This is a genomic window from Labrys neptuniae, assembly GCF_040797145.1.
Taxonomy (GTDB): Bacteria; Pseudomonadota; Alphaproteobacteria; order Rhizobiales; family Labraceae; genus Labrys; species Labrys neptuniae.
Genome location: NZ_JBFNQD010000001.1, coordinates 656,652 through 676,647, shown reverse-complemented (window position 1 = coordinate 676,647; position 19,996 = coordinate 656,652). Strand labels below are relative to the sequence as shown.

Annotated in this window: 37 protein-coding genes; 14 read left to right on the top strand and 23 right to left on the bottom strand. The window is 60.6% G+C overall.

Translation table 11 applies throughout. The annotated features are described in order from the left end of the window. Window positions 1–164: 164 nt before the first annotated feature. Genes ABXS05_RS03225 through ABXS05_RS03215 form a run of 3 tightly spaced genes read left to right on the top strand, consistent with a single transcriptional unit; the run spans window position 165 to window position 1,535 of the window. The gene (locus ABXS05_RS03225; RefSeq protein ID WP_367622892.1) at window positions 165–671 is read left to right on the top strand and encodes a hypothetical protein; all 507 of its coding nucleotides are present in this window, start codon (window positions 165–167) and stop codon (window positions 669–671) included. Then, window positions 661–1,131: a helix-turn-helix domain-containing protein gene (locus tag ABXS05_RS03220; protein WP_367622891.1), complete on the top strand. Its 471-nt coding sequence runs from the start codon at window positions 661–663 to the stop codon at window positions 1,129–1,131. The genes ABXS05_RS03225 and ABXS05_RS03220 overlap by 11 nt, the downstream gene beginning before the upstream one ends. After that, window positions 1,128–1,535, top strand: a complete 408-nt coding sequence (locus ABXS05_RS03215; protein WP_367622890.1) for a hypothetical protein — start codon at window positions 1,128–1,130, stop codon at window positions 1,533–1,535. Before ABXS05_RS03220 ends, ABXS05_RS03215 begins: the two co-directional genes overlap by 4 nt. Before the next feature lie 82 nt (window positions 1,536–1,617). Here ABXS05_RS03215 and ABXS05_RS03210 read toward each other — a convergent pair whose 3' ends face one another. Next, window positions 1,618–2,337, bottom strand: a complete 720-nt coding sequence (locus ABXS05_RS03210) for a hypothetical protein (protein ID WP_367622889.1) — start codon at window positions 2,335–2,337, stop codon at window positions 1,618–1,620. Window positions 2,338–2,432: 95 nt separating this feature from the next. On the opposite strand from ABXS05_RS03210, the gene ABXS05_RS03205 reads away from it, so the two are divergent. Continuing rightward, the gene (locus tag ABXS05_RS03205; protein ID WP_322430204.1) at window positions 2,433–2,618 is read left to right on the top strand and encodes a hypothetical protein; all 186 of its coding nucleotides are present in this window, start codon (window positions 2,433–2,435) and stop codon (window positions 2,616–2,618) included. Window positions 2,619–2,634: 16 nt separating this feature from the next. Further along, window positions 2,635–2,847: a hypothetical protein gene (locus tag ABXS05_RS03200; protein WP_367622888.1), complete on the top strand. Its 213-nt coding sequence runs from the start codon at window positions 2,635–2,637 to the stop codon at window positions 2,845–2,847. A gap of 34 nt (window positions 2,848–2,881) precedes the next feature. Here the strand turns inward: ABXS05_RS03200 and ABXS05_RS03195 are convergent, their stop codons facing one another. The 17 genes from ABXS05_RS03195 to ABXS05_RS03115 all read right to left on the bottom strand — a co-directional run bounded on the left by ABXS05_RS03195 (window position 2,882) and on the right by ABXS05_RS03115 (window position 12,019). Further along, window positions 2,882–3,523, bottom strand: coding sequence for a hypothetical protein (locus ABXS05_RS03195; protein ID WP_367622887.1), 642 nt, complete (start codon window positions 3,521–3,523; stop codon window positions 2,882–2,884). Further along, window positions 3,523–3,963, bottom strand: coding sequence for a MarR family transcriptional regulator (locus tag ABXS05_RS03190; RefSeq protein WP_367622886.1), 441 nt, complete (start codon window positions 3,961–3,963; stop codon window positions 3,523–3,525). Before ABXS05_RS03190 ends, ABXS05_RS03195 begins: the two co-directional genes overlap by 1 nt. Before the next feature lie 9 nt (window positions 3,964–3,972). Then, window positions 3,973–4,191 (bottom strand): hypothetical protein, encoded by a 219-nt coding sequence (locus tag ABXS05_RS03185; protein ID WP_367622885.1) that lies wholly within the window; start codon window positions 4,189–4,191, stop codon window positions 3,973–3,975. Further along, on the bottom strand, window positions 4,188–5,429 hold the full coding sequence (locus tag ABXS05_RS03180; RefSeq protein ID WP_367622884.1) for an HNH endonuclease: 1,242 nt from the start codon (window positions 5,427–5,429) through the stop codon (window positions 4,188–4,190). The genes ABXS05_RS03185 and ABXS05_RS03180 overlap by 4 nt, the downstream gene beginning before the upstream one ends. A 2-nt stretch (window positions 5,430–5,431) precedes the next feature. Continuing rightward, window positions 5,432–6,844, bottom strand: a complete 1,413-nt coding sequence (locus ABXS05_RS03175; RefSeq protein WP_367622883.1) for a replicative DNA helicase — start codon at window positions 6,842–6,844, stop codon at window positions 5,432–5,434. Beyond that, window positions 6,841–7,053 (bottom strand): hypothetical protein, encoded by a 213-nt coding sequence (locus tag ABXS05_RS03170; protein ID WP_367622882.1) that lies wholly within the window; start codon window positions 7,051–7,053, stop codon window positions 6,841–6,843. The genes ABXS05_RS03175 and ABXS05_RS03170 overlap by 4 nt, the downstream gene beginning before the upstream one ends. Beyond that, on the bottom strand, window positions 7,050–7,601 hold the full coding sequence (locus tag ABXS05_RS03165) for an MT-A70 family methyltransferase (RefSeq protein ID WP_367622881.1): 552 nt from the start codon (window positions 7,599–7,601) through the stop codon (window positions 7,050–7,052). The genes ABXS05_RS03170 and ABXS05_RS03165 overlap by 4 nt, the downstream gene beginning before the upstream one ends. 44 nt (window positions 7,602–7,645) lie before the next feature. After that, window positions 7,646–7,981: a winged helix-turn-helix domain-containing protein gene (locus tag ABXS05_RS03160; protein WP_367623425.1), complete on the bottom strand. Its 336-nt coding sequence runs from the start codon at window positions 7,979–7,981 to the stop codon at window positions 7,646–7,648. A 62-nt stretch (window positions 7,982–8,043) separates the two neighbouring features. Then, complete coding sequence (locus tag ABXS05_RS03155) at window positions 8,044–8,361, bottom strand: TSCPD domain-containing protein (RefSeq protein ID WP_367622880.1); 318 nt, start codon at window positions 8,359–8,361, stop codon at window positions 8,044–8,046. Beyond that, window positions 8,358–8,963, bottom strand: coding sequence for a GcrA family cell cycle regulator (locus ABXS05_RS03150; RefSeq protein WP_367622879.1), 606 nt, complete (start codon window positions 8,961–8,963; stop codon window positions 8,358–8,360). Before ABXS05_RS03150 ends, ABXS05_RS03155 begins: the two co-directional genes overlap by 4 nt. 1 nt (window position 8,964) lies before the next feature. Beyond that, the gene (locus ABXS05_RS03145; RefSeq protein ID WP_367622878.1) at window positions 8,965–9,123 is read right to left on the bottom strand and encodes a hypothetical protein; all 159 of its coding nucleotides are present in this window, start codon (window positions 9,121–9,123) and stop codon (window positions 8,965–8,967) included. Beyond that, the gene (locus ABXS05_RS03140; RefSeq protein WP_367622877.1) at window positions 9,120–9,653 is read right to left on the bottom strand and encodes a hypothetical protein; all 534 of its coding nucleotides are present in this window, start codon (window positions 9,651–9,653) and stop codon (window positions 9,120–9,122) included. Before ABXS05_RS03140 ends, ABXS05_RS03145 begins: the two co-directional genes overlap by 4 nt. Next, a complete protein-coding gene (locus ABXS05_RS03135) occupies window positions 9,650–10,195 on the bottom strand; it encodes a hypothetical protein (protein ID WP_367622876.1) in 546 nt (181 codons plus the stop codon). Before ABXS05_RS03135 ends, ABXS05_RS03140 begins: the two co-directional genes overlap by 4 nt. An 8-nt stretch (window positions 10,196–10,203) precedes the next feature. Beyond that, on the bottom strand, window positions 10,204–10,755 hold the full coding sequence (locus tag ABXS05_RS03130; RefSeq protein WP_367622875.1) for a hypothetical protein: 552 nt from the start codon (window positions 10,753–10,755) through the stop codon (window positions 10,204–10,206). Window positions 10,756–10,928: 173 nt separating this feature from the next. Then, entirely contained in the window at window positions 10,929–11,291 is a 363-nt protein-coding gene (locus tag ABXS05_RS03125) for a hypothetical protein (RefSeq protein WP_367622874.1), read from the bottom strand. Between the two features lie 202 nt (window positions 11,292–11,493). Beyond that, window positions 11,494–11,649: a hypothetical protein gene (locus tag ABXS05_RS03120; protein WP_367622873.1), complete on the bottom strand. Its 156-nt coding sequence runs from the start codon at window positions 11,647–11,649 to the stop codon at window positions 11,494–11,496. 88 nt (window positions 11,650–11,737) lie between these two features. After that, window positions 11,738–12,019: a hypothetical protein gene (locus tag ABXS05_RS03115; protein WP_367622872.1), complete on the bottom strand. Its 282-nt coding sequence runs from the start codon at window positions 12,017–12,019 to the stop codon at window positions 11,738–11,740. Between the two features lie 94 nt (window positions 12,020–12,113). Here ABXS05_RS03115 and ABXS05_RS03110 point away from each other — a divergent pair, with 94 nt between their 5' ends. After that, complete coding sequence (locus tag ABXS05_RS03110) at window positions 12,114–12,848, top strand: S24 family peptidase (protein WP_367622871.1); 735 nt, start codon at window positions 12,114–12,116, stop codon at window positions 12,846–12,848. Between the two features lie 12 nt (window positions 12,849–12,860). Here ABXS05_RS03110 and ABXS05_RS03105 read toward each other — a convergent pair whose 3' ends face one another. Beyond that, entirely contained in the window at window positions 12,861–13,085 is a 225-nt protein-coding gene (locus tag ABXS05_RS03105; RefSeq protein WP_367622870.1) for a hypothetical protein, read from the bottom strand. A 232-nt stretch (window positions 13,086–13,317) separates the two neighbouring features. On the opposite strand from ABXS05_RS03105, the gene ABXS05_RS03100 reads away from it, so the two are divergent. From ABXS05_RS03100 to ABXS05_RS03065, 8 genes are all read left to right on the top strand, one after another. Continuing rightward, the gene (locus ABXS05_RS03100; RefSeq protein ID WP_367622869.1) at window positions 13,318–13,680 is read left to right on the top strand and encodes a hypothetical protein; all 363 of its coding nucleotides are present in this window, start codon (window positions 13,318–13,320) and stop codon (window positions 13,678–13,680) included. Window positions 13,681–13,900: 220 nt separating this feature from the next. Continuing rightward, window positions 13,901–14,179: a hypothetical protein gene (locus ABXS05_RS03095; protein ID WP_367622868.1), complete on the top strand. Its 279-nt coding sequence runs from the start codon at window positions 13,901–13,903 to the stop codon at window positions 14,177–14,179. Continuing rightward, complete coding sequence (locus ABXS05_RS03090; RefSeq protein ID WP_367622867.1) at window positions 14,166–14,681, top strand: HNH endonuclease; 516 nt, start codon at window positions 14,166–14,168, stop codon at window positions 14,679–14,681. The genes ABXS05_RS03095 and ABXS05_RS03090 overlap by 14 nt, the downstream gene beginning before the upstream one ends. Further along, window positions 14,668–14,886, top strand: a complete 219-nt coding sequence (locus tag ABXS05_RS03085; RefSeq protein ID WP_367622866.1) for a hypothetical protein — start codon at window positions 14,668–14,670, stop codon at window positions 14,884–14,886. The genes ABXS05_RS03090 and ABXS05_RS03085 overlap by 14 nt, the downstream gene beginning before the upstream one ends. Then, window positions 14,883–15,821 (top strand): PD-(D/E)XK nuclease-like domain-containing protein, encoded by a 939-nt coding sequence (locus ABXS05_RS03080; RefSeq protein ID WP_367622865.1) that lies wholly within the window; start codon window positions 14,883–14,885, stop codon window positions 15,819–15,821. The genes ABXS05_RS03085 and ABXS05_RS03080 overlap by 4 nt, the downstream gene beginning before the upstream one ends. After that, a complete protein-coding gene (locus ABXS05_RS03075) occupies window positions 15,818–16,813 on the top strand; it encodes a recombinase RecT (RefSeq protein WP_367622864.1) in 996 nt (331 codons plus the stop codon). The genes ABXS05_RS03080 and ABXS05_RS03075 overlap by 4 nt, the downstream gene beginning before the upstream one ends. Continuing rightward, window positions 16,810–17,433, top strand: coding sequence for a hypothetical protein (locus ABXS05_RS03070; RefSeq protein ID WP_367622863.1), 624 nt, complete (start codon window positions 16,810–16,812; stop codon window positions 17,431–17,433). Before ABXS05_RS03075 ends, ABXS05_RS03070 begins: the two co-directional genes overlap by 4 nt. Continuing rightward, window positions 17,426–18,385 (top strand): DUF5131 family protein, encoded by a 960-nt coding sequence (locus ABXS05_RS03065; protein ID WP_367622862.1) that lies wholly within the window; start codon window positions 17,426–17,428, stop codon window positions 18,383–18,385. The genes ABXS05_RS03070 and ABXS05_RS03065 overlap by 8 nt, the downstream gene beginning before the upstream one ends. A gap of 2 nt (window positions 18,386–18,387) precedes the next feature. Here ABXS05_RS03065 and ABXS05_RS03060 read toward each other — a convergent pair whose 3' ends face one another. From ABXS05_RS03060 to ABXS05_RS03045, 4 genes are all read right to left on the bottom strand, one after another. Then, complete coding sequence (locus tag ABXS05_RS03060; RefSeq protein ID WP_367622861.1) at window positions 18,388–18,633, bottom strand: DUF982 domain-containing protein; 246 nt, start codon at window positions 18,631–18,633, stop codon at window positions 18,388–18,390. Window positions 18,634–18,651: 18 nt separating this feature from the next. Beyond that, a complete protein-coding gene (locus tag ABXS05_RS03055) occupies window positions 18,652–18,897 on the bottom strand; it encodes a DUF982 domain-containing protein (RefSeq protein ID WP_367622860.1) in 246 nt (81 codons plus the stop codon). A 63-nt stretch (window positions 18,898–18,960) separates the two neighbouring features. Further along, complete coding sequence (locus tag ABXS05_RS03050) at window positions 18,961–19,212, bottom strand: DUF982 domain-containing protein (protein WP_367622859.1); 252 nt, start codon at window positions 19,210–19,212, stop codon at window positions 18,961–18,963. An 84-nt stretch (window positions 19,213–19,296) separates the two neighbouring features. Beyond that, entirely contained in the window at window positions 19,297–19,941 is a 645-nt protein-coding gene (locus tag ABXS05_RS03045) for a hypothetical protein (protein WP_367622858.1), read from the bottom strand. Window positions 19,942–19,996 lie beyond the last annotated feature (55 nt).

Genomic DNA, 19,996 nt, shown 5'->3' with positions numbered 1-19,996 from the left:
TTTCGCGCACACAGCGGGCGTGATGTGACACAAACGTGAAATGACAGCTCGCTGTTTAACGCGCCGATTGCAGGATAAGCCTGAATCGTCCCATTAGATGGGGATTCGGGGCTGAGGTAGGTTCGTGGCGCGCATTACATATACGCAACGATGGGTTGACAACGATGTCAACTCATGACCATCTGCGAGCGCTGGTGGACGACGGAGAGCTTGTGCTTTTTGATCGTCGACGGCGAAGGCGCTTTGTGCGTCGCGTCTGGTTGTACAAGTCAGTTGCGCGACGTTTGGATGAAGGTCTCGCTGACCGAGATGGTGACGAATATGGCGTATGGTTGGGTCTTTCAACATCGATCCAGCATTTCTGCGAAGGTGGTGCCGTCGTTGACAGCCACCTTATGGCGCCAGCCAGAGCCACGAAGCGTAACGGCTCCCCCGGACTGGGGGTCTGGAAATTGCAATATAAAGGTTTCCCAGAAGCTCGTTTAATCGGGGGGTTCATTGTTCCCGGTGATTTCATTGGGTTGGTTGCGGCGTCTCGCGCTGATTTGGCGGGGCACTATAACGAAGCCATTGATATGTGCTGCGAACTTTGGCTGAAACTCTTTCCTACCTTCAATCGTTGCAGCACTTCTATCGAGTCCCTGTGTGTTGAGGCATCCAATGGCAACTAAGAAGAGAAAACTGGATTGGCTCCGTGCGGAACTTCCCATCGCGGAAGCGGTCTCCCACGCCCAATTGGACGCTTATGCTGCGCTCAAGAAGGCGTTCAATCTTCGAGCCGAAAAGGGGATGACGCTTTCGAAGTTGGCCGAGAAACTCGATCGCAACAAATCCCAGGTTTCGCGCTTGTTGAACGGCGCTGGCGCTGGCATGACGCTGGAGTCTCTTGCCGCTTATCTCGCCGTTTTGGAACACGATTTATTTCTTGCGGCGGTGCCCTATGAAGAGATGCCCTCTTTAGAGAACGATGCCCTCAGTGTGCTCTATCCGAAAGTGGAGACGCGAGCGATCCAGCCGGTGACGATGAGTAGTCATTCTTATTTCATCGTCCACTCGCCGGTTGAGATGACTGGATCGCAGCCCGTGTCTGAAAAGGCTCGATTTAAATCGCATCTGGTTCCGTGCACATGATCAAGCTGGTCACGGCAATCGTGTGCGATCAGGTGCGGTTTGAGGTTGGTTCAAAACTGATACTTATCGGGTGTTACCACAGTGTAGTTGGCGTCCCGCAGTTACCCGCCAAAGTGCCCTTATCTTGGGTAGTCGTGGCTGATATGCCTGAGATAGGCTCATCAAAGGTGGCGTTTGAAGTTCTGTTGGAGGGCAAAAAGAAGCCGTTGGCTCAGGTCGAATCTGAAATTGAAGTAACCGGGCCAGATTATGGGGCACTTCTTCCAATTCCTACAATCGATGTTCACGTCGATAGACCGAGTGTTGTGACTCTTAGAGGGAAAGTGAACGACGGACCCTGGAAATCATTGAAGAAAGTTCGGATTTTACATTTGAAATCATTTCAAGATAGTGAAAGCCAGTGAAATAAGAACGCCGTAATGGGTCATGCCTAGCGAGTAATACGTACGCGAGCTATTGGCACCTGCTCGATCCATCCTAACATGTTCAACTACGGGTCACACCCTCCGCAATCACCCGCGCCCCCACAAACCGCCACCGATCCAGGCTCGTCCGGCTGATCACCTTGTCGGGCGAGCACTCCGCCGGCTTCACGATCACCGCAGCGTGCACCAGGCCCTTGCTTGCGAGGTCGCGCTCGAGGCGGATCAGTGCGTTCGCGACGATGCGCTCCCGGGCCTCCGCTGAGCCGTCCGACAGGAACCGACGCTTGTTGGTCCAGGTCGCTGCTTCGCCGGCCGCTGCCTTGCGCTGGGCGCCCCGCCGCTCATTGATCTCTCGCTCGACGACCCTGGCGATGTCTGCGGCCTGCTTCGCCCGTCCCTGCAGCACGCCATCAATCGAGCGCCCCCAGGCCTTGCACATCGCCCAGAGGTTCAGCGCGTCGGCAGCCAGCGGCTCATCGGCAAGGAAACGCGACGGCCAGGCCAGCACCTCCTCCATGCGGCTGATCTGGGCCTTCGACAGGGCCCGCTGAAACTCACGGTCTCCGGAGCGGAAGGAATCCTCCTCGCCCATCTCGCGCACGATAGCAGGCCACCCGCTGCCGGGCTGCTTCGGGCCGACAGCGCCTGGGATCCGGCGGAGAGTCTCGAAGGCGTCGACCATGCAGGTCATGACGGCCTTGACCCTGTCACCGCCGACGGGGGAAGAGAGATCGACATCCAGGACGGCATCGTGGCTATCGTCGTGATCGCGGGCGAGCATCAAATTCCATTCCTATGAGGTAGGTTCGATCTAAGATCCGGCGTCGGGAAACTGGAGAAAGGTCGAGAACAATGTCGGAAACGGGGGACCAGGTTGTGCGCGCCCAGATCACCATGCTGACCGTCGCACTCGAGGCGCTTGTGCGATCCTTGGAGGCCGCCGGAACGCTGATGCCCGGGCAGTACGCCGCCTCTCTGTCCGCAGACCTTGAAAATCCCGACCTTCATCTGCCACCAATGGCCCGTGAACTTCTCGCTGCATTTCGGCAACAGATGATGTGATGGCAGGGAGGTTGCCATGTCCGACGACGACCGTGATGTCATGAAATCGATGATCGAGGCCAATTCCGCCGCGATCGAAGTATTGGTGCTGTGCCTGGAGCGCAACGGGGTGCTGGAGCGCGGGCAGTACCCCGAAGCCTTGCGCGAGCATATGGAGGTCAACATGGAGAAGATGTCGCCGATGGCACTGGCGCTGCTCGCGGACATCAGGGAGAGCCTGCTGCATTGAGACTTCGCCATGAGCGCGAGAGGAGCGCTCCCGGTCATCGGCGTTGCATCATTGCATCTTCGGGGCTGAGATCCTCGCTTGCGAGCGTATCGAGTAGCCTGAAGCCGTCGCCGAGATCTTCATCGAGCGAGCGGATGGCATAGGTCTCGAATTCTCGATTATAGGCGGAGACGTAGCGTCGGGCGGTTTTGCTGTCGAGTTCCTCACGGGAAAGCTTTCCGTCCAGAACGTCCAGTACTATCGATGATATGACATCGTCCCTGACGAACGCCGGCAATCGCCTATGTACGATTGCTGCCACAGCGGCATAGAGGGTATTGCTGTGTAAGGCTTCCATAAATGCCACTCCGGGCTCGGCCTGAGCTCGAATCTCGGATTTCAGCCTCTCGCGGCGGCTCCTTTGGCGCGCTGCCCAATCGACCATCCATTCTCGCCAGCGTTTGGGGTCGTTAGCCTTCACCTTCAGGTACCATCGCCTGCTGTAGAGCTTCTTCTTTTGTCGCAAATGTTCCTTGTGTTTTTCCCGCCACGTTTTGGTGTAGACGTAGCGATCCTTGCAATGCGCCGCGTTATAAACTTTGATTTTGTCCCTATTTCTGTCTCTCCACTTCTTGTTGTTCTCAAGGACGATGGCCTTCTGCTCGGGCGTCAGGTCCTTGTACGGTGTTTTGCCCATCACGCCGCTCCCTTCCGATAAGCCCGCACCGGCAGCGCATCCCGCCCAAGCGTCCGCTTCGCCACCGTCGCGTCCTCGCACACCGCCCTGAGCACCCTGGCGACATAGGCGCTGACGCTGACCCCGGCGGCCTCGGCCTGTTGCCTAAGCGCGGACTTAAGCCGGAAGGGCACATGTGTGCTCACCAGGCCGGTGCCACCCTGTCGCCCGAGCGGGATGCCCGCGCCCCTGGCGATGCGACTGACACGCTGAGCTGAAATGCCGAGGCTGCGCCCGATTTCCCTCAGGGTTTGGCCCTCGGAGGCCATTTGTGCGATCAGAGCGCGCCGGTCGCGGGGCGTGATACCCGACGATGCTTTTTTTTCACCCATAAACTTAGCGATATCAGCGCGGTGCGGCTTGCTCGACGAGGCGGGTTTGGGGGACTTGGTGGCGGTCATCGTGGCACCTCAGAACGGGATGAGATCGCGGTTGATCGTGGTGAATTCGACCGGGTCCCGGACCTTGGCGAAGGCGAGGGCAGCCAGGACGAAGAAGCTCTGGCCTCGGTTCTGTTCGGCCAGGCGCTTCGCTTCCTTGGCGGCGTCCTCGTAGCTCGCGTGGCGGTGCTGCGGGTTGTACCCGTTGGGGTTCCAGACCAGGTAGAATTCATCGGCATCGGTGTTCATGCGGCTTCTCCGGGGCGGGCGCGGCGTTGACGTTCCGCGGCAACTTCTGCGCGGGCACGTTCGAGGATTTCGGGGGTGATCTTCGTTCCGGGGGTGCCAGGCCCTGGCGAGTTGAAGGGCCAGTCGTTCCCCCGCTCGATGTACCGGCAGGCCATCTGGATCAGGTGGCGCTCGGTCAGTTCGGGCTTTGCTGCTTCCTGGGGCGGCGGCTCGGCCTTAGGCGGTGTCGTGGCGCCGTCGGTGATGATCTTGGCGTAGTAGGCCCAGGTTTTTCCCTTGCGCCCGGCGGCCTTGGCGGAGCGCAGCGCCGGCAGCACGTGACGCTCCAGCGACCAGCCCGCTTCGATCAGATCGGCGATGGGTCCGATGACGAGGAGACCAGGGGAGGGGTCCTTTTCAATTCCCGCTGCTTCCCGGCATCTGATTTCGAGATCTTCAAGCAGCGCAGCCTGCGACGCGCGGCCTACAGGCTGCTGCTGTTCAGGATTTGGTTCTTTCCTTTCCCTTCCTAGGTCCAGGTCCTTTCCCTCCAAGAGCCCTCGCGAAGTTTCTCGGAGGTTTCGCGAGAACTCCTGTTGAGCTTGGCTTGGGAGGGAGCCGGCAGCAGTGAGACGGGCGGTGACGAAGGCAAAGGCCGTGCGATTTCGGCGGGCGCAGTTGCAGCCTTCGCAGCTCAATACGAGATTGGCCTGATCCGAATTGCCCCCTTCGCTCTCCGGATGGAAATGGTCTAGTTCCAGGCCTGAAAAAGCGACCCACGCCCCCGGTTTTCCGGAGCCAAGGCGGGGCCAATAGATCTGGCCTGGCTTGCCACAGAAGTAGCAAGTCGCCTCCTTTGTCTCGCCGGGATTGCATCCATATTTCAGGGCGACCTTCCGGCGACTTTCAGCAGGTATCGCGAGCTTTCGCGAATTCTCGCGAAGAATTCTGCTCTTTGACGGTTTGTCGACCCGCTGGTGTGCAGTCCATTTCTCGATGACGAGGTAGCTGCTTCCATCATCGTTGAGCATGCGGGTTAGGCGACCTGCCGCGATAAGAAGATCGATCCTCGCCTGAACATCGTCGACATCCTCGCGAGGCATAATCTCCATGGCGAGGCGTTCTGGTTCGTCGGGGAGTGCCCCATGGTCATCTGCGGCAGTCCACATTCCGATATAGAGAAGACGGGTGAGTGCATCGAATTGAACCATAAGACTGTCGGTCCAGAATTCAGGCTTGATGGTGCGGATCCTGGCCACGGTCAGTACCTCGTCTTGTCCTCGACCGAGTTCAACGAGACGTCGCACCAGAAATGGCGGGTCCCGGTCGGGCCGAGGCGGTTCTTGTCGATGATGAGTTCGAAGTCGTTCTTGATGCGGAGCATCTCGTCGAGCGCATCCGGATCGTCGGCTTTGTATTTGGCCGTTTTCTCCAGGTAGTAGGCGGGCCGGTAGAGCAGCCCGACGCAGTCGGCGTGTTCCTCGATATTCCCGGATTGCCGGAGGTCGGCCATGGTCGGCCGCTTGTCATCACGCCCTTCGACACCGCGGTTGAGCTGGGCCAGCATCACGACGGCGACATTGAGTTCCTTGGCCATGGTCTTCCCGGCCAGAGCGAGCTCGCCTTGCTCGATCGTTGCGTTGCCCTTGTAGCGATCGGTGACCTTGAGAAGGCCGAGATAGTCGATAAAGACGACCTTGAGTTCCTTGCCGATCTTGGCCAACCGCTCCTTCTGCAGGCGGCACCGCGCCGCGATCTGGGCCATGGAGAGACCCCCGGTGCAGTCGAACCGGAGCGGCCATTCCTCCATGCGCATCGCAGCCTCAGCAATGCGTTCATGGTTGAGATCATCGACCTGTCCGGTGAGGATATCGCGATAGGTCAGCGGGCTTGTGGAGCGTGCCAATTCCGCCGCGATGGTCCGCGCCGCGGTCTCCTCGTCGTCGATCTCCAAGCTGAAGAACATGACACCGTGTCCGGCGCGAGCGATGCGCCTGGCCTGGGCGATGGCGAGCACCGTTTTACCTTGGCCGGGACGGCCGGCCTGCACGTACTCTCGACCTGCGCGGAAGCCACCGCCGATTGCCTTGTCGTATTCTGCAAGGCCGGTGCTGACGACGGACTCGGACTTGCCGGCGCGGATCTCGGTGATGCGCCTGGCGACCTTCTGGGCGGCCTCGCCGACGGTCGCTGACTTGTCCTCGCTTTCCTGGCTATCCTGCCGGAGCTTGTCGAGACGCTTCCAGGCCTCATCGAGGGCTTCACCCGTCGTCTTGGCGTTGTCAGGCGCGGCGCGGAGATCTTCTCCGATGGCGGCGATCTGGCGGGCGACGAATGCTTCCCTGACGGCCCGGGCATAGTCCCTGGCACCGATGACCGTTGTAGCTTCTGCGGCGAGGCGGATCAGATATTGCTGGGTCCGGATGCCAGGGGCGACCTCGATATCCGGTAGGGCCTGGCGAAGCGTGATCGCGTCGACTTTGATCCCGTCGCGGATCTGCCGGCCGATGAGGTCGAAGATGGTGCGGTGCAGGGGCTCGTAGAAGTCCTCCGGCTTCACGACGTCGGCAACTGCGCCAAAGGCCTCGTTGTTCAGCATGATCGCGCCGAGCATTGCCTGTTCGGCTTCGACGGAGGCGATCGGGCGGGGCGGAGGAGGCGTCATCGCATTCATGCCGGGCCTCGCCGAGCTGTGCGGATCAGTTCCCGCATCTGGTCCTGCACGGGCATGATCGCCTCGAGCGTAGCCTTGGCGGCTCCTGCATCAGCGATGATCATGTCGACCTCGGACGGCCGAGCACCTTCCTTGCGCAGCGCCTGGGCGCCGAGCTTGATCAGGCGATCGAGGGAGTGGATCTGGCGAGACAGGGGGACCGAGCTCAAGCCGCCACCTCGTCGAACTTGGTTGTCTGGTTGCCGAAGTTCTCAAAGCCAGGGGCTGACGAGCGTGCAAAGAGTTCGCAGCGAGGCCCGTCGAACAGCGTGCAGATCTCGTCGCGGATATGGTCGGGCTTGCGCGAATGCTCACGGCGCTGGCCGTAGAAGAGGCCGCGGGGCTTCCCGCCCTTGATCGGCTGGACGCGGCCGCGCTTGGCGATCACCAGCAGCTCAGCATCGCCGGTCGATTCATAGCCGGGACCGCGGGAGACAGATCCTTGGTAGATGAAGAGACCATCCTCGCGGGGATAGAGCTTCGCCCAGACGCGGGAGGTAGAGTATTTGAACCCCCAAGCCTTCAACACTTCGCGTGGGCCAAAAGGCAGCAGCAGGATCGGCAGCGTCACCCACATCAGGAGACGGCATCCTTCGGGATGCGCGAGTTCCTTGACCGGAAGCGCCGCGATATCGCGGATCGGCATCGTCGGATAATGCCGGCTGGGGTTCTTGTTGGGACCGGCCGAGAATTTCCAGGGCGGATCAGCATAGATCACCCTGTATTTCCTTGCTTCCAGCTCACCAAATGGCCACGCTGCCGTCATGCCGACCTCTTACGAAGCCGATCTGATGCGATCGCAACCGCGTCAGGCGAGACTGTGCCGGCCGCCAACTTCCAGCCTCGGCCCCACGCAGTCTCGATCGTCATCCCAATCGGAGCGAGCTGGGGGCGCACCTTGCAGATCATGACGTCGATGATCTTCAGCTCCGGCCAGTCGCAATCGGGGCGCAGGGCATAAAGGCTGTCATAGATCTGATCGCGGGTGACGATTCTTGGATATGCCTTTGCCAAAGTGTCGAAGAGGATAAAGTGGTTCGGACTTAGTCGGATCGTCGTGCCGCCATACGTGACAAGGCTTTGATCGGCGTCGATCACCAAAGCCAAAGGGTCGATCCGTTGGCCGCAGCAGGGGCAGGACTGGGAAACCGATGAGACAATCAAGCCAGCACCTCCTCGATACCGGCGACGACAGATCCGATCACCGTTGCCGGCTGGTCGGCGTCGTCACGCGTCAGGGCATGCCGGATCGTCTCCAGCGGGCAGCCGTATTGCAGAGCCAGGCTCAATAGGATCGCGCTGTCGCGAACCAGATCCAGGAGCGGGCTCTGGGGGCCGGAGACAAAGACTTCGCGGACATCGCTGCTCTCGCCGTCACCGCCGATCGACACGGTGAAATTGGAGTGCTTGCCGCCGATGCCGTGCTCGACACCGAAGGTCAGGCTCGGTCGCCGGTTGGGAAGGACATGACGGTTCATGCCGCCACTCCATGAAGCGCGCGGCGCTCTCCAGGCGTGCCGACACCGGTACAGATCAGGCGATGCCGACCGCAATAGACGTCGTCACCAGACCTGGCGCCACAGCAGAACTTGTCGGCCAGGGCAGCGCCGTCCTTCCAGAGCGGGTATTTGCACTGACCGAAGCGGAGCTCGAGGAAATGGACTGGTGAGCCGGTTTCCACGGCTCTCCCGGAGATCGCCCCGGGTAACGCGCTGATAGAAGGCCCAAGCTGTGCAGTCCTGCACTCTTCCCGGCCGAGTGGACCCTTAGGCACCCGGTGTTTTTGACCCGAGTTCATGGAGGGCGATTCTTCAGCGATTGTCGGCGCCGGCGTCGCCAGCGTGATTTTGGGGTCCCGTTTGCCTGCCGATCTCGCAGCAGCTGCAGCGCGTGCCGCCTGCGGAGTGCCGCCGGCCTGGCCAAACTTCTTCGGCGGGGCGAATGGGATGCCCAGGCGATGTGCCTTTCCGCAAACCGCATTGCGCGTCGTGCCGAGGGCCGTGGCGATCTCGCTGGCACTCTGCCCTTCCAAACGAAGGCGCTTCAGATTGTCGATAGCCGTCTCATCCCAGTTGAACATCTCAGGCTGCCCTCGCTGCAATCAGCCGAGCCTCGGCCTTGATCTCGGTGAGATGCCGCTCGACATCGCTCTCGAAGACGAAGAGCGCGACGGCGATTTCAGTCGTGTTCTTTCCGGTCAGCCACAGCATGGCGGCTTCCTTGATCTGTTCGGTGTTCATGCAGCGGTCCTCAGTTCGGCGTTCCAGGTGTGCAGGAAGCGGCCAAGGGCGGTGTCGGGAATTACGATGGGCGCAGGGCGATCCTCGAGCTCGGCCCTGAGACGCTTGATCTCGTCGCACGCGGTGCTGAGTTGAAGCTCGTGACTGGCGGCGGTCGCCAAGCGATCCGACAACGATCGGATCTCGGCCTTTAGGGCTTCATCTGCCGGCGCTGGCGACTGCTGGCTGGTGACCGGCTTCTTCGCCATTTCCGTGAGCTTCGCGCGAAGATCGGAGACCTGGGCCTGGAGCTGCGCGATTTCCTTGGCCGAGGTCTTGTCGACTGGGGGCGCCGGTGCGGACATCTGGGCGACCGCCTCATCGAGTTCACGGTCGCCGGTGGGCTTGTGCCGAGCGGTGTAAGCCGCGCTGAAGAGCTGCGTGGCATAGCCCGTTGTCGTCATGCCGGCGGTGCGAGCCAGCTTCTGCAGGCCGATATAAACCCTGCTGTCGACCGTGATGTTCACCTGCGATTTGGGATAGGTGTTCATGCGCAGAGCTTCCATTGCAACTTGGCGATTGCCGCCAAGGCATCGGTGTCGTTGAATTTTGCGAGGTGCAGGACGCCGTAGAGCCAGATAGCGTAGGCATCAGCTTCGTTGTCGTCCTTCGGCTCCAGGCCCATGCCGCGAGCCAACTGCAGGGATTTCGCCTTTGCCTGCTTCGACGGCAGATTGCCGGAGCCGAGAATTGCGGACTTCCAGGTGCCCCCATGCACTTCGATGCAGCGGATTGCGCGGAGCTTGGCGGCGCCCTTGATCACGAAGTCGGCGCCCAGGGCGAGCCGTGCCGATGTCTGATCTCGGCTCGCTGCCGGCGGTAGGGCGGCTTCAAGGGCAATCAGGTCCGGTTTGTAGACGGACAGCACTTCCGGCAGCCACTGGATCACAGCGGCCGCGGCTTCGTCGAGGGTGGCGCCCTCCCATTTCGCGAAGGACTTCGACGACAGAGTCGGTCGTTCGCCAGGCCTGCCGAAACAGATCCCGGTGCGAGCCTTGCTGAAGTCGATGCTTAGAATGGAGGGCGCCGCCATGTCCGACCTCAATGCGCGGTGGCGGGTTCTTCGCCGGCCAGGGCGGAGAGAGCATCGGCGGGCTTGCTCTTGGCAGCAGCCTTAGCCGCAACCGCCTTCTTGGCTTCGGCGACCTCAAGGGCGGCGTCGAATTTCTCCTTCGCCTCGTCGAGCGGCATCGCGTTCTGCAGGAAGGCTGGACGGAGATCCTTGTCGTCCGCGTCCTCGTCGTCGCCGTCATCGTCCTTGATCATGTCATTCTGGATCTTGGTCGAGGCGCGGTCGAAGAGGTTGCCTTGGTCGTTCCAACCCATGGCCTCGAAGAGGAAGACCACCTCGTCCATGACGGATTGGCGCTTGAGATCCTCGCCAAGCCGGTCGAGCTTCCCGATGAACCCAAGGGCAATCGGGCTGAGACCGGTACGTTCCTTGAAGGTGCGGGCGTCGCGGCCGGCCTGACCGGTATAGCTGGCCTGCTGATCCTTCAGCCTGCCTTGTTCCCGATAGAAATCGACGATCTCCGAGCGCTTGATCTTGATGACGCGCTCGACGCGCTGCTTCTTCTTCCGGCCGCGGGCCATGGGGCTCTCCTATCGGTTTGGGGTTGGGGATTGGGATTTCGCGATCAGGTCGGTCACGATCTGGCGCCAACGCAGAGCCTCGGCAGTCCATTCGCCGGAGAGCCGCGTGGCACGGCGGTATCGGCGGAATGCGCGGGCGATCTGGATCCGGAAATAGAGAGCACGCACCAGGTTCAACGGAGCGCCTCCCGCCGCTTCTGCAGGGCAGCGAACTCGGCATCGAGCGTGGCGAGTTCTTCGGCATCCGCGGCGCGGCTGAGCCAGTGCGGTGGCTCGTCCATGATCGCGCAGAGGAATTCGATGCCGTAGACAAAGACCAGACGAACGATTGCGGGGCCATTCGGCGTGTTCTGCCGGGCGAACCACTTCCTGACGGTGTCGACCGGGAGGTCAGTGGCTGCAGCGACGTGCTCGGAGGGCTTGTTCGGATAAATCTTCCGCAGATGCGCGGTGACCCTGTCCCGGAGCTCGGGACCGGAACAAATGCCAAACAAGGAATTGATATTGCCGCGAGAGGAATTTTGGAGGTGGGACATTCCAGACCTATCCAACGATGCTGATTGCATCGAAGGACGGCCATCAGGGAGAACAGTGACACCTTGCATGGTCAGAACTCACGGCGTGAAAGAAGCTCGAGCGGCATCTTGGCGGAGGACGCGAGAGCTAAAGGAAAAGGCCGGGCCGCTGAGCGGACCCGGCTTAAGCCGTCGCAGGGAGGGGGACATGCGACGGGAGATTTCATGAAAGCCACCGAGTGGCGAAGCCGATCAGGCCGGCTAAGACGAGCCCGATGACGATCACGGCTGACAGTGCGACGACACGATTGCCGCCGGCGAGCGGCTCGGCGAGCACGTCGTAATCAGGATCAATGCCGGGATCGTCGGGCTGCTGCATCAGGCGCGTTCCTTCATCAGGTTGCCGAGAGCGCTGGCGCCGAGAAGGGCCACGGGGAAGTAGAGAAAGATGGCTGTGATGACGTAGCTCATGCTGCGGGCCTTTCCTGGCTCGGCGGCACGATCTGAGGGGCCGCCGGGGAAACATCGAAGAAATCCGATGCGGTCAGCGAGATTCCGTTGGCCTTGGCGTGGTCGAGGAGCTTCAGCGCCTCTTCATGCGGGATGAAGCCGCCGGTCCCGCCATGGCTCTTGGGATAGGTCCACCGATAGACGCGCGCGGTGCTACGCCCAGTGATGGTGCTGACGATCTCAACGCCACCGACTTTCTTGATGACCGCGAAGGCGGGATTGAGCTGATGTTTCTTCATGCCGCCAATATTTGCGACAATCGCAAGATTATGTCAAGCTCATGATTGCGATAATCGCAATAGAAATCGCCGCCATATTTGCGAAAATGGCGACATGAATGCATTGAGGCAGGATCAGCTGCGAGCGTGGCTCGCAACCATGCTCGGGAAGGCCGGGCACGGCGCCAAAACAAAGTTGGCCAATCACCTTGGCTTGACGCAGGCGCAGATCACTAGGATGTCGCGGACGGATCCTGGCAAGGAAACTCGCGACATCAATGTGAACGAGCTGCCGGCTATCGTCGCGTTCTTTGGCGAGGCGCCGCCCGGCTATGAGATGCCGGCATCCACGGATCAGGCCACGCCAAGCGCTCGAGGTTATTCCGTCGCATTGGTTACGGGCCGTGTTGAAGCAGGCAGCTTTCGCCTCGTCGATGATTATGACCAGAGCGAGCCGCAGCGCGTCATGGTCCCCGAGGATCCTGAGTTCCCGAATGCTCGCGTCTTGGTGTTCGAGGTTGCCGGCGATTCAATGAACGCCCTGGCTCCGTTGCCCATTCTGCCTGGTGCCCAGGTTGTTGCTCTTGCGTTTGAGGACATCTCGCACCGCTATCCGATCCGCGACGGTATGGTCGTGGTTGTCGAGCGAACCCGCGATGGCGGTCATTTGCGCGAGTGGTCGATCAAACAAGTCGAATTCCATGAAGACCGCATCGAATTTTGCCCACGTTCGACCAACAAGACGCACAAGCCGATTGTGGTGGAACGAGATGCCTTTGCTGATGGCGGTACGGGAATCGAAATCATCGCCCTGGTTCGCCGGGTGATCAATGACATCGTTATCCGGTAGCGCCGACGGCCATCATGCCAGTTCTGAATAGAGCTGCTTGATCGCTACGATCTCGCCAATGACGCTCTCGCAACCATGGCAAACAAACCGCATCTGGGCGAGCGCCTGGCTTTCAACGAGCTCCTCTACGCACGTCGGAGCGTCTTCGACGGCGGGCACAGAGAGCGTCTGAACCTTCCTTCGTAGGCAGTTGGTGCACATCAGGTGGATAGCAAATCTTGCTCCGCCGTCATGCATGGCTGGGCTCCTTTGTTCTCTAATTGTTCACATTGATTCCCGAAAATTATTGCCGAGTCCAGCGATGTGTGATTCGCAGGACAAAAATTTATTAGCGACAGAAACTTGCGATAGTCGCAAATTTAGGTGTTGACGAAAGATTGCGATTATCGCAATTATCGTTTCCATGCCGGGCATGAACGGGACGCGGCGCCAGCGATCCCGCCTCACAAACCCAACATGGATCGCACAGATGCCTCACCTCATCACCAAGACCTGCTTTGGTCGCTATGGCGTCACTTTCGACGAGTGCGCCACCTCGCTGACCCGCAAGGATATCGTCGAGCGTTTCGTCAACGGCGAGTTCGACCCCAGCGATAAGCGCGGGCAGGGGCTCTTGCAGGTCTTGGAGATCGATCCGGCCGTCGGCACGTGCAAGGACGTCACCAAGGCGATCTGTCAGGAGGCGGAACACTACATCGCGGCGAACGAGCTGCACTGCGACGGCAATCGCCTGCGCCTGATGCAGGATTACAAGGTCGTGGACGCCTGGGTCTCCGAAATCGTCGAGGGCAGGTGGCTTGAGGCCGCTCCGGCCCTGGTGGCCGCGGAGTGACGGCGATGAAAGATGCCGCCACTCCGGCCAAACGCTCTTCTTCTGTCTATCGCTCAAATCGACGGATCCGGAAGACAACACGCATCGTTCTCGTCCTCGAAGATGAACAGCTGGCACGTGTTGACGCGTGGGGGCTCGCGACCGGTGCAACCAGCCGAGTTCAAGCCTTCAGGGACCTTATAGAATTTGCGCTGAGCTCCAGCGCGGGCGGGAGGTCAGAATGACCGGCCCGCTCCCTCCCAACTTCCGCCCGATCGGCGCCGCGGCACAGGCCGTGGTCGCCCGGGCCCAGTCCGTCCGCGATATCGGCGATTTCCTGGCCGTGTCGGGTGTCGACCTCGACGACGAGGCGAAATGCCTAGAACTGCTCACGGTCCAGAAGGGCCCAGTGCCGGCGCTCCCCTTCGATCCGGTCGAGGTCCTGGCTTGCTTTGACGACGCCCTGGAGGGCGCGCGTGCTCGCCGCCGGCAGATGGAGGCCAGCCATGCTGTCGGATAAGGAAGTGGCAGCCTTTAAGGGTTGGCTGACCAAGCGCGGCGCGATCGTCGATCCGCCAACGAATGTCTGGGAAGTTCTGCGGGTCCGGACCTGCTTTGGGCCGTTCGTCGTCTACCAGAACAAGGCCGGCCGGCAGACTTGGCCAGATGAACTGGTCGAGATCCTGAATTCCTACAAGGCGAAGCAGGATGTGGCGCTCTCGCCCGACCTGAAAAGCAAGGTCAAGCTGCGTCACCTCATTGATGATCTCGTCGCGCGGGATGGCCCCTGGTGCTGGTTTTGCGAGGTCGGGTTCCTGTCGCCCGACAGCGCCGCGATCACAATCGAGCACCTCGTGCCGAAGGCCCACGGCGGCCCCAACCATCCGTCGAACCTCGTGTTGGCCTGCAGAGAGTGTAACGGGGAAGCCGGTAGCAAATCAGTGTCCGAAAAGGTCGCCATGCGCGATCTCAAGCGGGGATTTGTTTGTGAGCAAGCGGAGAAGCGCCATGCCTCCGTTTGATCAGATCAAGGCCATTCTGCTCGCCTGGTACCAGTGGCACCGTGCCCGCCGTATCGCTGCAGAAACCCAACCGATCCGCGCCCGCCTGATGGAGGTCGAGGTCGAGCTCGCCGCCGCGCGCCGGCTTCACCGGCCGGTCCGCGACCTCGAGCGCCAGCGCCGGCGGCTGAAGAACCTCCAGCTCAAGAAGGAGCTGGGCCTATGATCGATGCCATTCCCTGGGACGGACAGAAGATCACGAAGGCGGGCATCTATTCCGGCGTGCCGATGGAGGTCTACCACAGCGATTGCTGCGCCGGACCCAGCATCTCCTCGTCTGGTCTGCGCCTGCTCGATAGCAGGTCGCCGGCGCACTACTGGGCGCAGTCCTATCTGAACCCGAACCGCAAACCGGAAGAACAGAAGGACGCGTTCGACTTCGGCCGGGCAGCACACACCCTCTTGCTCGGGGAGGCCGACTTTAAGAGGCGCTATGCCGTGCGGCCGGATGAATGGTCGGATTGGCGGACGAAGGCTGCCCAGGCCTGGCGCGACGAGATGCGTAAGGCCGGCCGGACAGTCCTCGTGCCTGATGACCTTGTCGCGATCCGCGGCATGGCGGCAAGCCTAGCGCGTGAGCCCAGCATCAAGGCCGGCCTGCTCCAGGGCCATGTCGAACGCTCGATATTGTGGCAGGACCGAAAGACCGGCCTCTGGCTGAAATGCCGGCCGGACGTCATCCCGGTATCCGACGGCATCGCGGGCGACATCAAGACGACGACCGATGCCTCGCCGGACAAGATCCAGAAAGCTGTTCAGAAGTGGGGCTACGACGCCCAGGGCGCGCTCGTTGGCGAAGCCTTTCGTCAGGTGCTCGGCTTCGAGATGACCGATTTTGTACTGGTCTGGATCGAAGGTGACGATCCCTGGGCGGTGAATGTGTCGCCTGTCGACCAAGAATGGATCAGCTACGGCGCCCGGCGCAATCGGCGCGCGATCGACAAGTTCGCCAAGTGCATCGAGACCGGCGAATGGCCGGCTTACCCCTCAGAAATCACAACATCCATGCCGGATTGGCTCCGAAAGCGGGTCGAAACGGAGACCAAATATGGGCTGCTCCCTGAATTGGACGGCTCAGTCTACAAGGAAGCAGCAGAATGAATCAGGTCACTCTCCAGGTGACGGCGGCCGAGGAAAAACTCGCCGGCCGCGTCAACCCTCAGGTCACCAACTCCCTCGCCATTTCCGACCATGCTGGCGGCTTGGCCTTCGCCAACGTCGAGCAGGTCATGGAGGTTGCCAAACTCATGGCGATCTCGCAGGTGGCGGTGCCGAAGCATCTCAGGGGCAATCCGGGCGCGTGCATCGCGGTTTGCATCCAGGCGATCGAATGGCGCATGTCTCCCTTCGCCGTGGCGAACAAAAGCTATTCCGTCAATGACCGGATGGCCTACGAGGCACAACTTATCCATGCCGTGATCCTCCAGCGGGCGCCGATCAAGGGGCGGCTAAAGGTCGAATATCTCGGGGAGGGCGGTCGGCGTCGATGCCGGGTCTGGGCGGAACTGCAGGATACGGGCGAGGTCGTCGAGTATCTGTCGCCGGAGTTCGACAAGATCCTGCCCAAAAACTCGCCCCTGTGGAAGACGGACCCCGACCAGCAGCATTTCTACAACGCTTCGCGCGCGTTCTGCCGCCGTCATTTCCCCGACGTGTTGCTCGGCGTCTATGCCAAGGATGAGATCGAGGATGCCGGGAATTTCGGTCCTGACCGTGCCCGCGACGTCACGCCCAGGCCGTCGCTGGCTTCACGGTTGAAGTCTGTGCCCGCCGACGCCGAAGGTTTTTCTCAGGAACACGTCGACGCCGAGACGGGCGAGGTGCTGGAGCAGGGGCCTGTCGATGAGGCACCCGCAACCGAAGCCGACAATCAGGCTGATCCATCAACCGACCTGGACGGCGCCGAGCACAACGACGACGACCTGCCGGCCGAAGATACGCTGCTGGATCGCGCCCGCGCGAAGGCGCTAGAGGGCTCCAGGGCCTTCAAATCGTGGAAGGGCAAGCTCACCCAGAAGGAGTTCGACGAGATCCAGGAGGCGCTGCCAGTGCTTGAGGCTGCGGCGAAGCAGGCGGATGGAGTCGCGGCATGAGTATTAGCGTGTTCGACGACGAAGATACTGTTCATCGAAAGCGTGTCAAAGAAGCCGCCACGCTCCGTGACTACTACACTCGTTTCGCCGCGAGATGGCCCTTTCAAGCCGGTGATCTGGTTGTATGTCGCCCTGAATATGATGGCCGCAGCTCAGGACATCTTAATCTTGTGCTCGAGCTTGGCCCCCCGCCGCTGGATTACAAGCCAAGTGCCGGCTTCGGAGACCCTGCAGGCGCCACGTCGCCGTCCAAAGCAGACATGCGGGTCGCGACATTCTCGGCATTCGGCAGAGTTACGACCGCCTGGGTCGAAAGTTGGGGTTTTGAGCTCTGGAACGGGGAGGGGGCCAAATTCCCGTCGGCTACTCGTCTGTTCTGGACCGAAACTAATCCAGATCCGGTGCCGGAGTTGCCCGAAGACGCGTTGGTCGTGGATTTCTACACGCCGATCGCCGTCCATTCCAACATCGCACCACACATCGAATGGATCGTTAGATTCCCGATCGGCGACGTGGAGGGAAACATCGAAGGAGACGACTGTCAGCGCTTCGCCAGTCGCGAGGTAGCCAAGTCCTATTGCGACCAGATGAAGGCCGGGGAGGGCGCGTCCAATGGGTGAAAACACCAAGATCGAATGGGCGCACCATACCTTCAATCCCTGGGTCGGCTGCACGAAGGTCAGTTCCGCCTGCGACAATTGCTATGCAGAAGGCTGGGCGAAGCGAACCGGGCAAGCTGCACTATGGCAGGGAGATCGCAGACGCACTGCCGAATCGAACTGGCGCCAGCCCCTGAAATGGAACCGTCACGCCGAGGCCGAAGGCACTCGCTACCGCGTCTTTTGCTCGTCTCTTGCCGACGTGTTTGACAACCAGGTGCCCGCCGATTGGCGCGCTGATCTCTGGGCGCTTATCCGAGACACGCCGAAACTCGAATGGCTTCTTCTGACCAAACGGCCTCAGAACATCGTCAAGATGGTCAAGGCTATCGGTTTCATGCCGGCGAACATCGCCTTCGGTACGACCGTCGAGGACCGGAAGGCAGTTGAGCAGCGCCTTGGACATCTGATTGTCGCAGCCGGCCTTCGTCCCCGATTCCTGTTCGCCTCCTGCGAACCGCTTCTCGAAAATCTCGGCGACCTCTCTCCGTGGATGAAGGGCAATCCATATCCCCAGCATCTCTATCCCGGCGAGCGGTGGAGAGAAGGCTTTCGGATTGGGGCAGATGGGATCGCGCAGATACCTGGCATTGCGTGGTGGATCAGTGGCGGCGAGAGCGGCCCCAATGCCCGGCCGATGCATGCGGACTGGGAAAGGTCGATCCGCCTCCAATGCCTGGAAGCCGGCGTCGCGTACCTCGGTAAGCAGTGGGGCGAGTGGGCGCCAGGCGGCGATTGGTATGAGCACCATCCCACCTCGCTCGAGGTCCGTGGATGGACTGGCTCGACCTGGTCCGACGATCCTGCGATCTGGAGTGATGCAGAGAATTACATGGTTCGCCTCGGAAAGAAGCGCGCCGGCCGCCTCTTCGACAGTGCAGAGCACAACGGTTTCCCCGAGGTGCCGGCATGACCTCACTGCATCACATACATGCCGGCCTCATCGCAGGCTTCAATGAAGGCCTGTCGGGCCAGGTCGGCCGGAACTTCGCCCTCCATAGCATCGAGACACGCTTGGCGCGCGGCATCGTAGGCAACACCGTTTTCCATCGGCCATTGGTGCAGCAGGAACCGAGCTGCCTCCTCGGTGCTGGCGATGATCCGGTACTGGCCGGCGCCGGTTTCGAACCTGACCGGCATGCTCCAGATTTTGACGTCCATTGGGCCTTACTCCGAACGTTACGGGACGGTGCGGAGTCCCGCATCCCAACAAGCAAGGAAGAAAGCCGATCTCGCGTCGTCATCAGTACGTGTTCCGGCCTGGGCTTCGCGACAGACGCGATACGCCCAGACGGCTTTGCTTTCCTCGCCAGGAGGCCAGTCCTTCAGCAGGAAGGTAGCGGCCTCGATAGTCGAGCCGATGATCCGAATTCGCCCAGGAGCCATCTCGATTCTCACCGGGGAGCTCCAGGGTCTGACGTCCATAGATCGCCTCCGCCCTACGAACGTCGGAAAGGCGATCTGGTTCCGGGTGATGCGACCTCAGAATTAATCGTCTTCGATAACCTGCATTCCGATGCTCATACATGCCTCGATGAAGATAGATCGGGCGTCTTCGACAGAAATGGCGTTTCTAATCGCCATGACGAAGCGCTGTTGCGCGCCCATGGGGTGCCCGCGGGCAGTCAGTGGCCAGTTCATAATCAGAAACTTCGCCGCTTCCTCGGTCGACGTGATCCTACGCAGGTCGCCGAGATAGGTGCGCAATTCGACCGGCTGCGTCCAAAGGTGGATGTGCATGAATGTGCCTCCGACCTAGAACGCTGCTCTGGCATCCGGGTTTCGGGGAGGATGCGCGAGCACCTCGCGAACGGTATCGGGTGCCTAATTCTCTCTCGTAAGTTGCTCAATTGTATCCACGGATCTCTGCAGGGATTTTGCGAAGGTTTTTGCGAATATCGGATTATTTTCGTAGGTTTTTTCAACAATAAAGCCCGACATCACCACGGAAATCGCCTCCAAGCGGCTCGCAATAGATTCAATTTTTTGGCGCATGAGTGGATTGCAGGCGGCGGCGTTTTTTCGAAGCTCGGCGACCGAAAGATCGCCTGCTTCTATTTCGTACATCCCCAAGACCATTCTTATGCTGCCATAGGGGTTTTCTCTGTCTTGCGTTGCCAAAAGTTGGCGGCTGACTTCTCTCAACTCGGACAATTTGAGTTCGATAATCCCCCTGGACAACTGCCAGGCCTGCTCGTCGATGGTACCAATCTGCAGCCGAACTGCGTTCCAGGCCGACCGGGCGCCATATACAGCCAACGCGGCGGCAACCAGGCCCACAAGCAACGTTTGATATCGGTTCAGCCAGAACTCGAAGCACAGGCCATCGTTGTCTTTCATGATCGTCTTGGCGGAACAAAGGTCGTCGCGCACCAGCCACCAAGCCATGCCGCAAACAATCAGAGCCAAAAGGATCAAGCCGGCTGCAATCGCTCCGCCGTCGCCAGCATCTTTTCGCGCCTTCTGCATCGCCTTGCCCCCCGCCTGATCTCACGACGTTGGGCCGAGTCTCTGCGCTGTTTCA